We start from the raw sequence: 12140 nt of genomic DNA, 5'->3' as shown, positions 1-12140 counted from the left end.
ACGGGCCGTCGGGGAAATGAGGGGCGCCGGTGTGTTTGGATGCCCTACGTGCCTGCGCTCACCGCTGACCCGAAACCGTCCGGCCGTCCGACCATCCGGCTGCGGGCCGTGCTGCTCTGCGCCGTCGTGCTGGCCGGGTTCCTCGCGTTCTCGTTCCTGGCCCCGCTGCCGTTCACCAAGACCTGGCCGGGGGACACCGCCGACGCGCTGAACAGCTACCAGGGCCAGCAGGTGCTCACCATCACCGGCGCGCCGGTGCGCCGGACCAGCGGATCGCTGCGGGTCGTCACGATCAGCGCGACCGGGCCGGGGGACTCGCTCACCCTGGAGCAGGCGGTCTCGGGCTGGCTGGACCCGGACGTCGCGGTGCTGCCGCGCCAGGCCGTCTACCCGCCGAGCAACCCGAGCGCGGCCACCCAGGAGATGACCCAGTCCCAGGACGACGCGACCATGGCCGCGCTCGACTACCTGCACCTGTCGCCGGACCAGGTCAAGGTCACCGTCGACCTGGGCCGCATCGGTGGCCCCAGCGGCGGGCAGATGCTGAGCCTGGCGATCATCGACAAGCTGGTCGGCAACGGCAAGGGCGGTGACCTGACCGGCGGGCGCAACATCGCCGGGACCGGCACCATCACGAGCGACGGCACGGTCGGCCCGGTCGGCGGGGTCCAGCTGAAGACCCACGCGGCGGCGCGCGACGGGGCGACCGTCTTCCTGGTGCCGCGCGGCGAGTGCTCGGACGCCAAGGTGAACCCGCCGGCCGGGCTGCGGCTGGTGCCGGTGAACACGCTGACCGACTCGCTGAACGCGCTCAACGCGCTGAACAGCGGCGGCCCGCTGCCCAGTTGCTGACACCGAGGGCGAGCGCTCAGTCGGACTCGGCGGCCTGCTGGGCGCCCTCCGCCGCGGCCTGGGCGACCAGCGGCAGCACCCGGTAGGGCACCGGGTTCTCCAGTGCGATGGCGGTGGAGGCCCGGACGATGCTGTCGAAGCCGACCACCCGGTCGATCACCCGCTGCAGATCGGCGTTGGAGCGCGCCACGATCCGGCAGAGCATGTCGCCCTGCCCGGTGATGGTGTGCAGCTCGAGCACCTCGGGGACGGCGGCCAGGTGCGCCCGGGCGTCCGCGCCCTGCCCCTGGGAGATCTCCAGGGTGGCGAAGGCCGTCACCGGGTACCCGAGCGCGGCCGGCTCCACCTCGGGACCGAAGCCGCCGATCACGCCGCGCGCCTGCAGCCGGTCGAGCCGTGCCTGCACCGTGCCGCGGGCCACCTGCAGGCGGCGCGAGCACTCCAGCACGCCGATCCGCGGCTCCTGGGCCAGCAGGGCGATCAGCCGGCCGTCCAGGGCGTCGATGGGAGAGTTCAGCACGATGGCCCTTTCGCTGGGCAACCTGTACAGGCGACGCACGAATTGTCCCGCCGAACGGCACAGCTTGACCAGAGCAAAATGGAACAGTTGCTTAATGCTGTGATCAGCGCCACGCTCCCTGCACAGCCCGTGGCGAAGCACCCCCATGCCGAACCCGGCTCACCCCCGCCCCACACCCTCGGGGCGCGTCGAGGTCCAACGCCCTACAGGGAGGCCGTCATGACCGATACCGCCGCTCAGTCCGTCCCCGCGCACGCGGGAGAGGTCGACCCCTTCCCGGTCCGGGGGATGGACGCGGTCGAGTTCGCCGTCGGCAACGCCAAGCAGGCCGCGCACTACTACTCCACCGCCTTCGGGATGCGCTGCGTGGCCTACCGCGGCCCCGAGACCGGCCACCGGGAGACCGCCAGCTACGTGCTGGAGTCCGGCAGCGCCCGGTTCGTCCTCACCTCCGTGATCAAGGCCACCACCGAGTACGGCAAGTTCCTGGAGCAGCACGTCGCCGAGCACGGCGACGGCGCGATCGACCTGGCGATCGAGGTGCCGGACGTGCGCGCCGCGTACGCCTACGCCACCGGGCACGGCGCCACCGGTGTGGTCGAGCCGCACGAGGTGAACGACGAGCACGGCACCGTGGTGCTGGCCGCGATCGCCACCTACGGCCAGACCCGGCACACCCTGGTCGACCGCTCGCGCTACTCGGGCCCGTACCTGCCCGGCTTCGTGACCCGCGCGCCCATCGTCGAGCCGCTCAAGAAGCGCAACTTCCAGGCGATCGACCACTGCGTGGGCAACGTCGAGCTCGGCAAGATGAACGAGTGGGTCGCCTTCTACAACAACGTCATGGGCTTCACGAACATGAAGGAGTTCGTCGGCGACGACATCGCCACCGAGTACTCCGCGCTGATGTCCAAGGTGGTCGCGGACGGCACCCGCAAGGTGAAGTTCCCGCTCAACGAGCCGGCCATCGCCAAGAAGAAGTCGCAGATCGACGAGTACCTGGAGTTCTACAACGGCCCCGGGATGCAGCACATCGCGCTGGCCACCAACGACATCGTCCAGACGGTGCGCCAGATGCGGGCGGCCGGCGTGGAGTTCCTGGACACCCCGGACAGCTACTACGACACGCTCGGCGAGTGGGTCGGCGACACCCGGGTGCCGATCGACGAGCTGCGCGAGCTGAAGATCCTGGCCGACCGCGACGAGGACGGCTACCTGCTGCAGATCTTCACCAAGCCGGTGCAGGACCGGCCGACCGTCTTCTTCGAGATGATCGAGCGGCACGGCTCGATGGGCTTCGGGAAGGGCAACTTCAAGGCGCTCTTCGAGGCGATCGAGCGCGAGCAGGAGAAGCGCGGCAACCTCTGAGCCGTCCACTGCGCGGTGCGCACCCCGGGTCGCCGCCGACCCGGGGTGCGCGGCGTTGCGCGCGGCTCCCGACGGCCGACAGGGCGGTCAGCGGACCACGGTCTGCACGTCCGGGGCGTGGCCGTTCCAGGTGACGAAGACCGAGTTGGCGGCGTTGCCGCGGGAGAAGTCGATGCGCAGCCACTCGTCGCCGTTCCACAGCTGCATCTGCCAGCCCGGGTCGGGGACGGCGGAGACCAGCTCGGCGCTGTCCGGCCCGAGGTCCAGCGCCACCCGGCCGCCCGGCACCAGGTAGCTGTGCACCGTGCCGGTGGTGGCGCCCACGGTGCCCGCCGAGCCCTGGGTGCCCAGCGCGGCGCTCAGCGGGTCCTGCGCGTCGTCGTCCGGGGTGCCGCCCGGGCTGTCGTCGTCGGAACTGCCGGGCGTGGTCGCGCCGCTGCCGCTGGGGTTGGTGGTGCCGCTGGAGCTGGTGGTGCTTCTGGGGTCCGCCGCACCGCTGGGCGCGGGCCTGGTCACGGGCGCCGGGGCGGTCACGGGTGCGGCCGTCGTCGGCGGCGTGGGCGCGGGTGCGCCGGCCGTGGGGCGCGGGGCGGGGGTGGCGGGCTCGGCGGGCGCGGCACGGGACCGGGAGGCGGCCGGCGGGTCGGTCGGCGCGGCGGACAGCGGGGTCGCCCCGGTCGGCGGTGCGGACGGCGCGGGTGCGGCGGCGGTGAGGCCGGCGGGCTGGTCGGGCGCGGCCACCGGCAGCGGCAGGGCGCTGGGCGCCTCGAAGGCGGAGTCGGACAGGACGGCATTGACGCCCAGCCAGGACAGCACCACCCCCGCTGTGGTGGCCACCGCCCAGGCGCCCGTCTGAACCAGTCCGCTTCGCATCGCCCGCCATCCTGCCGTATCCACCGGCCGGTGACGGCGGGGGCCCTTCGGCCCGGATCCCGGTGCCGGGCCCGGCACCGGGCCCGATGCCGTAGCGTGCAGGGCCATGGCAACAGTCCTGGTGGTCGAGGACGACCCGTTCGTCCGTTCGGCCCTGATCCGGCACCTGTCCGAGTGCGGGCACGCGGTGCGCAGCGTCGGCACCGCGCTCGAGGCGCTGCGCGAGGTCTCCCAGGTCGGCTGTGACCTGGTCATCCTCGACCTCGGCCTGCCCGACCTGGACGGCGGCGAGGCGCTGAAGATGATCCGCGGGCTGAGCAACGTGCCGGTGATCGTCTCCACGGCCCGCGACGACGAGGCGGAGATCGTCCGGCTGCTCAACGACGGCGCGGACGACTACCTGGTGAAGCCCTTCTCCGGTGAGCATCTGACGGCCCGGATGGCGGCCGTGCTGCGCCGGCTCGTCGGCGGCGCGGCCCCGGTCTCGCCGGTGCTGCGGGTCGGCGGTCTGGCGGTGGACGTGCAGCGGCGCGAGGCGGTGCTGGACGGCCAGGCGCTGGACCTGACCCGCCGTGAGTTCGACCTGCTGGCCTTCCTCGCGGCCCGGCCCGGTGTGGTGGTGCCGCGCCGCGAGATCCTGGCGGAGGTCTGGCGGCAGACCTACGGCGGCGACCAGACCATCGACGTGCACCTGTCCTGGCTGCGCCGCAAGCTCGGCGAGACCGCCTCCACGCCGCGCTACCTGCACACCGTGCGCGGCGTCGGGGTGCGGATCGAGGCCCCGGCCCCGGCCCCGGCGGGCGCGGAGCACCAGCCGTGAGACCACGGGGCGGCACACCGGCGCCGGTCGCACCGGCGGGCGGTGCACGGCCGGCGGAGGGCGCCGCGGCCGGCGAGCGGCCCGCGCCCGCCGGCCAGTCGCTGCGCTGGGTGCTGGTCAAGGCGGCCGTGGCCGGGACGACGATGGTCGCGCTCGCCTTCCTGATTCCGCTCGGCCTGATGGTCCAGAAGACCGCCAGGGAGCGCGCCTTCACCGCCGCCGACCGCCAGGCCGCCGCGCTGGGCCCGGCGCTGGCGATCACCACCGACCAGGCGGCGCTGTCCCGCGCGGTGGCCAGCACCGACGCCGGCGCCCGGGGCTGCATCGCCGTCCACCTCCCGGCGGTCGGCTCCGGCCCCGCCCGCAGCGGCGCCGGCCAGACCATCGGCACCGGCCGGGCCCAGGCCGCGGAGATCGCCGCCGCGGCCGGCGGCCGGGTGCTCACCGTCGCGGTGCCCGGCGGCTACGCCCGCCTCCAGCCGGTCGCCGTGGACCCGGCCCGGGTCGCCGTGGTGGAGGTCTTCGTCGCCGACGCCGACCTGACCCGCGGCGTGCCCACCGCCTGGCTGGTGCTGTCGCTGGTCGCGCTCGGCCTGGTCGCGCTCGCCGTGCTGGTGGCCGACCGGATGGGCGCCCGGCTGGTCGGCGCGGCCCGCCGGCTGGCCGGTGCGGCCCGGGCGCTGGGCGCCGGCGACCTCGCCGTGCGGCTGCCGGTGACCGGACCGCAGGCCGAGGGCAGCCCCGCCGAACTGCGCGAGGCGTCGGCCGCCTTCAACGCGATGGCCGACCGGGTGGTCCAGCTGCTGGCCGCCGAGCGCGAGCTGGCCGCCGACCTCTCGCACCGGCTGCGCACCCCGCTGACCGTGCTGCGGCTGAACGCCGCCTCGCTCGGCGAGGGGGACGCCGCCGACGCGACCCGGCACGCGGTCGCCCAGCTGGAGCGCGAGGTCGACCAGATCATCCGCTCCACCCGCCGCGCCCCCGGCGAGCCCGCGCCCGTCGTGGCGGGCTGCGACGCGGCCGAGGTGATCCGCGAACGCGTCGGCTTCTGGTCGGCGCTGGCCGAGGACGAGGGCCGGCCCTGGCAGCTGCACGGCGCCGAGGTGCCCGCGCCGGTGCCGGTGGCGCGCGGCGACCTGGCCGCCGCGGTCGACGCCCTGCTCGGCAACGTCTTCCGGCACACCGCCGTCGGCACCGCCTTCGCGGTGGACGTGACGGCCGCCGAGCACGGCGTGATCGTGCTGGTCGGTGATGCCGGAGCGGGGTTCGACGATCCGTCGGCCGCGCTGCGACGCGGCGAGGGGGACGGCGGCGAGGGCTCCACGGGCCTCGGCCTGGACATCGTCCGCAAGCTCGCCGAGGCCAGCGGTGGACACCTGGCCCTGGGCCGCTCGGCCGCCCTGGGCGGTGCCGAGATCCAGCTGCGGCTGGGCGGCGAGCGGCCCGCCCCGGTCGCCCCCGCACGCCGGCTGGGCCGGGCCCGGCGGGCGGGACGGGGTGCGGTGCGGCGCGGGGCCTGAGGCAGCCGGAGCGGTCCGGTCACCGACCGCTCCGCAGGACGATCTTCACGGCCCGTAGCGGCCCGAACGAACCGGCGGTCGGGTGGTGGTCGTCCGGTATGGTCGATGGCTGGTCGACCGACCGGCGGGATGGAGCGGGCAGTGACAGCGGTGCAGCAGGACCAGGGGACCGCACAGGTCGCCCCCGGCCCCGTCCCCTCCGATGCCCCGGCCTGGCGCCGCCGGCTGGAGTCCCCGATACGCGCGGTACGCGAAGCACCGCGGCAGCAGATGCGCAAGGCCGCCCTGATCGCCCTGGGCTCGCTGCTCGCCTACGCCGTCGTCCGGCACTTCATCGGCACCTCGATGGTCGACATGATGGTCTACCGGGCCGAGGGCGGCGCCGTGGCCAACGGCCACGACCTCTACGCGCTGCGGGTCACCCAGTGGAACCTGCCCGCCACCTATCCGCCGTTCGCGGCGATGCTCTTCGTACCGACCACCTGGCTGCCGGTCCCGTTCCTGCGGGTGGCGGTCACGGTGGGGAACATCGGGCTGCTCGGGCTGGCCGCGCTGCTCTCGTTCCGGCTGGTGGGCTGGCCGCGCCGGGAGCTGCGGCCGGTCGGCGTGGTGCTGGTGGCCGGGCTCGGCGTCTGGCTGGAGCCGGTCTTCACCACGCTGCGCTACGGCCAGATCAACCTGATCCTGCTCTGCCTGGTGCTCTGGGACGTCACCACGCCCGACCACCGCAAGTGGAAGGGCATCGGCATCGGCATCGCGGCCGGCATGAAGCTCACCCCCGGGCTCTTCGCGGTCTACCTGCTGCTCACCGGACGCGTCCGGGCCGCCTTCACGGCCGGTGCGGCCTTCCTGGCCTCGTTCGCGATCGGGGCGGCGGTGCTGCCCGGCGCCACCTGGGGCTTCTGGACGAAGTATCTGTACGACTCCTCCCGGGTCGGCGTGGTCTACATCGTCGACAACCAGTCGCTGCGCGGCGTCACCGCCCGGTTCCTGCACCTGGCCGACCCCGGCATCGTCGCCACCCTGGCCGCCGGGCTGATCGCGGTGGCGGGCCTGGCCGTCGCCACCTGGACCTACCGCAGCTCCCGCTGGCTGCCGCGGGGCGAGGCCTGGGGGGTGTGCTGCGCCGCCGTCACCGCGCTGCTGATCTCGCCGATCAGCTGGACCCACCACTGGATCTGGTGCGTGCCGATCGTGATCCTGCTGGCCGCCGAGGCCGCTCACGAGCGCTCCAGGCCGCCGGCGGTCCGCCGTCGGCGCTGGCGGCTGATCCACCGCCTGACGGTGGTCGGGTTCTGCTCGTTCTCGATGTGGCTGGTGCCGCACAAGGGCATCACCAACCTGCAGATGAACATCTTCAAGCAGGTGCCGGCGGGGATGTACCCCCTGATCGGGCTCTGCTTCCTGCTGGTCGCCGCGCTGCGGGTGCGCTCCCGCCGCCGCGCGGCCGGCCAGCCGCTGCTGCCGCCCCTGGTTCCGGGACAGCGGGTGGGCAGTGCGGACGAGGGGACGAGGACGGACGTGGTGGGCGCGGCCGGTCAGCGCGCCCCCGCGGCGCGCTGACGTCCCCGGTCGGTCGGCGCCGGACCCGCGGCACCGTCGGCACGCGCTCAGGCCAGCAGCTCGGCGAGCGAGCTGTCCAGGTCCAGCACGTTCAGCTCACCGCCGGGCGGCACCAGCCGGTGCGCCCGCTCCAGCCAGGCGGCCACGGCCGGCAGCGGCGCCTCCAGCAGGGCGTCACCACCCGGTGAGGTGAGCGCGAGGCAGAGCACGCTCTGCCGCCCGCTGTGGGTGACCCCGGCCGCCGGGTGGGGCCGGGTCGGCCAGATCCGCACGTCGCCCTGGCCGCACGGGCGGAAGGTGCCCTCCACCAGCAGCTCCCGGGAGAACACCCAGGTCACCGGGGTGCCGGTGTCCAGGTGGAAGGTGATGTGCACCGCGTACGGGTCGTGGCTGCCGTACGAGAGCCGGGCCGGGACGGGGACGCTGCGCTCGGGGGAGAGCACCAGGTTGAGCTCGAGTTCCAACTCCACCACGCTCGGCCGGCTGTCCATGTCGCTGATCCTCTCGGTCGCGTCCGGGCCCGCGGTGGGCCCGGTACACCTGGAGAGAGCGCGGAGCGGCCCGGCTCTTACACGGGTTTTCGATCCGATTTCCGCAAGCTCTCCGAGGAGCGGGAGCGCGGCCCGGCCGCAGGGCGCGCAGCGTTCGGTGCGCGCTGGCAGCGCACGAGGGGGCGTGCTCGGCCGGGCAGGCAGACCACCGGGCCAGTCAAGCGGGTCGGGCTCCCGGCCGTGGTCCTTATCCGCAACTCTCCGCCGGAGCCGATCCGGAGGTACTACTCTTTGTGACTGCCCGGCGACGTGGCGTACCCCTCGCCGGCGGATCACAGGAGAGTAGATCTGCATGTCGGACCAGCCGTTGGTCGCCAGCGCGGACACCGCCGCGGTCCCCGCGCCCGGTTACTACCCGGACCCGTCGGTGCCGGGCTTCGTCCGCTACTGGAACGGCGGCACCTGGGTGCCCGGGACCAGCCGCCCCGCGCCCGCCGAGGGCGAGGTCCTGGCGGTGCCCGCGTTTGCGGCCCGGCCCGCGGTGCGCCCCAACGCGCGGTACATCCCGCCGCCGGCGGTGCCGGAGCGCGCGGCGCCGCAGCGGGCGGACGGCGGCGGGGGCGAGACCGGGCCGGTCTTCCTCGACCAGACCGGGGCTGGGGCGGTCTTCACCATGGCGCCGCCGGAGCCGGAGAGCGCGGCGGAGCTGCCGGAGCACAGCGGCTGGCAGGCGGACCCGCAGGCGCAGCGCGGGCTGCTGGAGACCGGGCGGGCGCCGCGGTGGGTCTCCTGGGGAGCGCTGGAGGAGGCGGCGCCCGCTGCCGAACCGGCGCCGGTGGCGGTACGGCGGGCCGAGCCGGTGGCGGCCGTGCCCGTGGCCGAGCCGGAGCCGGCCCGCGCGCCGGTTCCGGTGCCCGTCGCGGCGCCGGCCGTGCCGACGGTCCCGGCGGTGTCTGCGGTCCCGGCGGTGCCTGCTGCGCCCGCGGCGGCCGTGGTGCGCCGGAAGTCGGCGGAGCCGACGTCCAGTGCTGCGGTGCTCCCCGCTCGGGCGGCTCGGCCGCCTGCGCGCGTGACCGCGTCCGTGCCGGTGCCTGCTGCCGCGCACGTTTCCGCGCCGGTGGTGACCGGCGCGGTCGGCCGGCGGCTGGCGGCCCGGCTGGTCGACGTGCTGATGCTGGGCGGCCTGGGTGCCGCGGTCGGGATCCCGCTGACCATGGCGACCCTGGCGGACGTGCAGCTGAAGCTCGACCGCGCCCGGACGGCCAGTCACCTGACCGGCCGCGAGGTGCAGGTCTGGCTGATCGACGGCAGCCTCATCGGCCGGGTGGCGCTGCTGCTCGGCACGCTGCTGCTGGGCGGCTTCCTCTTCGAGGTGCTGCCGACGGCCCGCACCGGCCGCACCTTCGGCAAGAGACTGCTCGGCCTACGGGTCGTCAGAGCCGAGGCGGGGCCGCAGGGGCGCGACGGTCGCGGTGGTCACGGTGGCCGCGGCGCCGATCGAACCCAACCGCGGCCGCCGAGCCTGGGCCGGTCCTTCGTCCGCTGGCTGGTGGGCCAGCTGACGATGGTGACCGTGCTGGGCCCGCTCGTGCTGCTGGCGGACCGTCAGCGGCAGCGCGGCTGGGCCGATCGGGCGGCGCGGACGCGGGTCGTCAAGGCCTGACGCCCAGGCGCCGATCATCAAAACGGGTCAAATATCCATAGAAGATACGATTTTCGATGTTCTACTCTCCCTATGAGCACCTACGACCCTTCGAGCTCTGAGCCGGAAGGGGGCGGCAAGCCCTCCTTCGACAAGCAGCCGCCTTCGTCGAGCACGCCCGGGGAGACCCCGCCCAACGGCTCCCCGTACGACACCAACGCCTATGGCGCCGGCCCCTACACGGGCGGCCCGTTCGGGGGCGACCCGCACGGCGCCGGTCCGTACGACGGCGGCCCGCACGGCGGTGGGCCGGGGGGATCGCCCTACGGCGCCCCGGGCGCCGGGCAGCCCGCCGGCATGCCGCCGCTCGGCACCTGGCCGCACCGGATCCTGGCCCGGGTGATCGACTACGTGCTCATCCAGGTGATCGCGCTCGTGGTGGTGCTGCCCTTCACCGGCTTCGGCAACCGGGACGGCTGGACCGACGGGGTCTGGGTCTACTACGCCCTCTACCTGGTCTACGAGGGCGTGATGCTCTCCCGGGACGGCCAGACGCTCGGCAAGAAGGTGATGAACGTCCGCGTCGCGATGCTGGCCGACGGCAGCAGCCCGGTCAGCTCCGCCGCGTGGACCCGCGCGGCGGTCTACACGCTGCCGGCCGCGATCTGCTGCGGGATCTGGTGGCTGGTCGACGGCATGTTCGGGGTGTTCAACAAGCCCTACCGGCAGTGTCTGCACGACAAGGCGGCGAAGACGGTGGTGGTTTCCACCCGGTGAGGGTGGGTGCGGGCGGACCGCGCCGGCGGCAGCGCTAGCGTGGTCCGCGACGTCCGTACCGACTTCGGGGGAAACCGTGAGCGTGTCCGACCGCCCTGCCGACTGCCCTGCCGACGGCCGCGGCGTGCCCGGCGCGGGTGCCGAGGCGCCGGCCCGGGTGGACCTGGCGAGCTGGCCGCGCACCGAGGAGGCGGCGCTCGCCGAGCAGCGGCGGCTGCGCCCGCTGGTCGAACCGCAGGGGCCGGCTCCCGCCCCCGGCGCGCTGGTGGCCGGGGTGGACGTGGCGTACGACGACGAGCGGAACACCGTCGCCGCGGCAGCCGTGCTGCTCGACCTCGGCACCCTGGAGGTGGTCGAGGAGGCCACCGCCGTCGGCCCGATCGCCTTCCCGTACCTGCCGGGGCTGCTGGCCTTCCGCGAGGTCCCCGCCGTGGCCGACGCCCTGGCCGGGCTGCGGCAGCGGCCCGACCTGGTGGTCTGCGACGGCTACGGCCTGGCCCATCCGCGCCGGCTCGGGCTGGCCAGCCACCTCGGCGTGCTGACCGGACTGCCGACCCTGGGCGTCGCCAAGACGCCGTTCGGCTTCGAGCACTGGGACCCGGCACCCGAGCGCGGCGCCTGGTCCCCGTTGCTCGACCGGGACACCGGCGAGGAGGTGGGCCGTGCACTCCGTACCCGCGCAGGGGTGAAGCCGGTCTTCGTGTCGGTCGGTCACCGGATCGGGCTGACCGAGGCGGTCGCCGTCGCCCTCGCGCTGACGCCGCGTTACCGCCTGCCGGAGACCACCCGACAGGCCGATTCGCTGTGCCGCAGGACGCTGGCGGCGAGCCTGCCGGTCGACTCCTGACGGGACGCCGGGTGTTGCACGGCGGGGTTGGAGTTGAGTTGAATACTTGGGAAGCTGAGTCGGTTCGGGACTGACGCGAACACGACGGGCATGACGGGGTGAAACGGGGGAGGCACGAACCGTGGCCGACAAGCGGAGCAGCGGATCGGGTTCGACGGGCGGTGCCGGTTCGGGCTACCAGGTCGAGGTGGACAGCCTGCGCGCGTTCGCGGGCCAGGTCCGCGGCCTGCTGGCGGAGTTCCAGGCGAGCGCCGACGGGCCCACCACGCACGCCAGGACCGGCGTGGGCGGCACCTCCTTCGGCGAGTTCGCCGAGGCCAAGGCGCTGCACGACCAGTACGAGCTGATGCGTGACGGCCTGCGCGACGTGCTCAGCGCGTTGCACGAGGCGATCGACGACGCGCAGCGGAAGGCCGATCTGACCGCGACCAACTACGAGGAGCAGGAGCACCGGACGGCGCAGACGCTGAAGGTCTCCTCCGACGGCTGGTCGGTCAGCACCGCGACCCCTGCGCCGATCACCTACGGCGCGGGCGCCGCCGGGGTGGTGGCGGGCGCTGTTGCCGGGCGCTCGGCAGCGAAGCCCGCCGGCCGGACGGCGGTCAAGGACACGGCGGCGGAGGCACCGCAGGAGCCCCCGGCGGTGACGCCGGGGGAGGTGCCGGGGGAGGCACCTGGAGCAGTGCCTGGCGCGGTGGCGCCGGGTGGCGGGGTGCCGGGTGCGGCGGGGAAGGGCAACTCCACGCGGCCCGGGGTGACGGACGAGAACGGCGACGGGGACGGCGGACCGGTGGAGCAGCCGACGTGGTGATGACAACCGTGCAGAGGACCGAGTGCAGGACCGACCGTGGGACCGGAGGCGTGCGA

The 12140-nt window shown here is 74.5% G+C and carries 12 protein-coding genes; 9 read left to right on the top strand and 3 right to left on the bottom strand.

Annotation, left to right across the window (positions count from 1 at the left end):
• Positions 1 to 39 precede the first annotated feature (39 nt).
• Positions 40 to 852 (top strand): S16 family serine protease, encoded by an 813-nt coding sequence (locus tag OG294_RS15835; protein ID WP_327067145.1) that lies wholly within the window; start codon positions 40 to 42, stop codon positions 850 to 852.
• 16 nt (positions 853 to 868) lie between these two features.
• Here OG294_RS15835 and OG294_RS15830 read toward each other — a convergent pair whose 3' ends face one another.
• Complete coding sequence (locus OG294_RS15830; protein ID WP_327067144.1) at positions 869 to 1372, bottom strand: Lrp/AsnC family transcriptional regulator; 504 nt, start codon at positions 1370 to 1372, stop codon at positions 869 to 871.
• A gap of 219 nt (positions 1373 to 1591) precedes the next feature.
• Here OG294_RS15830 and hppD point away from each other — a divergent pair, with 219 nt between their 5' ends.
• Complete coding sequence (gene hppD / locus OG294_RS15825; RefSeq protein WP_327067143.1) at positions 1592 to 2740, top strand: 4-hydroxyphenylpyruvate dioxygenase; 1149 nt, start codon at positions 1592 to 1594, stop codon at positions 2738 to 2740.
• Positions 2741 to 2827: 87 nt separating this feature from the next.
• Here the strand turns inward: hppD and OG294_RS15820 are convergent, their stop codons facing one another.
• Positions 2828 to 3613 (bottom strand): hypothetical protein, encoded by a 786-nt coding sequence (locus OG294_RS15820; RefSeq protein WP_327067142.1) that lies wholly within the window; start codon positions 3611 to 3613, stop codon positions 2828 to 2830.
• A 106-nt stretch (positions 3614 to 3719) separates the two neighbouring features.
• On the opposite strand from OG294_RS15820, the gene OG294_RS15815 reads away from it, so the two are divergent.
• From OG294_RS15815 to OG294_RS15805, 3 genes are all read left to right on the top strand, one after another.
• The gene (locus tag OG294_RS15815; protein ID WP_327067141.1) at positions 3720 to 4433 is read left to right on the top strand and encodes a response regulator transcription factor; all 714 of its coding nucleotides are present in this window, start codon (positions 3720 to 3722) and stop codon (positions 4431 to 4433) included.
• Positions 4434 to 4534: 101 nt separating this feature from the next.
• On the top strand, positions 4535 to 5953 hold the full coding sequence (locus OG294_RS15810; RefSeq protein WP_327071566.1) for a HAMP domain-containing sensor histidine kinase: 1419 nt from the start codon (positions 4535 to 4537) through the stop codon (positions 5951 to 5953).
• 141 nt (positions 5954 to 6094) lie between these two features.
• Positions 6095 to 7516, top strand: a complete 1422-nt coding sequence (locus tag OG294_RS15805; protein ID WP_327067140.1) for a glycosyltransferase 87 family protein — start codon at positions 6095 to 6097, stop codon at positions 7514 to 7516.
• Between the two features lie 47 nt (positions 7517 to 7563).
• On the opposite strand, the gene OG294_RS15800 is transcribed toward OG294_RS15805, so the two are convergent.
• Positions 7564 to 8007 (bottom strand): SsgA family sporulation/cell division regulator, encoded by a 444-nt coding sequence (locus OG294_RS15800; RefSeq protein ID WP_327067139.1) that lies wholly within the window; start codon positions 8005 to 8007, stop codon positions 7564 to 7566.
• Between the two features lie 352 nt (positions 8008 to 8359).
• Here OG294_RS15800 and OG294_RS15795 point away from each other — a divergent pair, with 352 nt between their 5' ends.
• The 4 genes from OG294_RS15795 (at position 8360) to OG294_RS15780 (ending at position 12084) form a co-directional block, all read left to right on the top strand.
• Positions 8360 to 9670 carry an RDD family protein gene (locus OG294_RS15795; protein WP_327067138.1) on the top strand — a complete coding sequence of 437 codons (1311 nt, stop codon included), beginning with the start codon at positions 8360 to 8362 and terminating at the stop codon, positions 9668 to 9670.
• 72 nt (positions 9671 to 9742) lie between these two features.
• The gene (locus OG294_RS15790; protein WP_327067137.1) at positions 9743 to 10426 is read left to right on the top strand and encodes an RDD family protein; all 684 of its coding nucleotides are present in this window, start codon (positions 9743 to 9745) and stop codon (positions 10424 to 10426) included.
• Between the two features lie 157 nt (positions 10427 to 10583).
• Entirely contained in the window at positions 10584 to 11273 is a 690-nt protein-coding gene (locus OG294_RS15785) for an endonuclease V (protein ID WP_327071565.1), read from the top strand.
• A gap of 121 nt (positions 11274 to 11394) precedes the next feature.
• Positions 11395 to 12084: a hypothetical protein gene (locus OG294_RS15780; RefSeq protein WP_327067136.1), complete on the top strand. Its 690-nt coding sequence runs from the start codon at positions 11395 to 11397 to the stop codon at positions 12082 to 12084.
• The last annotated feature ends 56 nt before the right edge of the window (positions 12085 to 12140 follow it).

Source organism: Kitasatospora sp. NBC_01302 (genome assembly GCF_035976515.1).
Classification (GTDB): Bacteria; Actinomycetota; Actinomycetes; order Streptomycetales; family Streptomycetaceae; genus Kitasatospora.
This window is presented reverse-complemented; position numbering and strand designations above follow the sequence as displayed.

Excerpts from the sequence above, each read along its gene's own strand:
- OG294_RS15835 (WP_327067145.1), top strand. The coding sequence starts at position 40 with ATGCCCTACGTGCCTGCGCTCACCGCTGACCCGAAACCGTCCGGCCGT.
- hppD (WP_327067143.1), top strand. The coding sequence starts at position 1,592 with ATGACCGATACCGCCGCTCAGTCCGTCCCCGCGCACGCGGGAGAGGTC.
- OG294_RS15820 (WP_327067142.1), bottom strand. The coding sequence starts at position 3,613 with ATGCGAAGCGGACTGGTTCAGACGGGCGCCTGGGCGGTGGCCACCACA.
- OG294_RS15815 (WP_327067141.1), top strand. The coding sequence starts at position 3,720 with ATGGCAACAGTCCTGGTGGTCGAGGACGACCCGTTCGTCCGTTCGGCC.
- OG294_RS15800 (WP_327067139.1), bottom strand. The coding sequence starts at position 8,007 with ATGGACAGCCGGCCGAGCGTGGTGGAGTTGGAACTCGAGCTCAACCTG.
- OG294_RS15795 (WP_327067138.1), top strand. The coding sequence starts at position 8,360 with ATGTCGGACCAGCCGTTGGTCGCCAGCGCGGACACCGCCGCGGTCCCC.
- OG294_RS15790 (WP_327067137.1), top strand. The coding sequence starts at position 9,743 with ATGAGCACCTACGACCCTTCGAGCTCTGAGCCGGAAGGGGGCGGCAAG.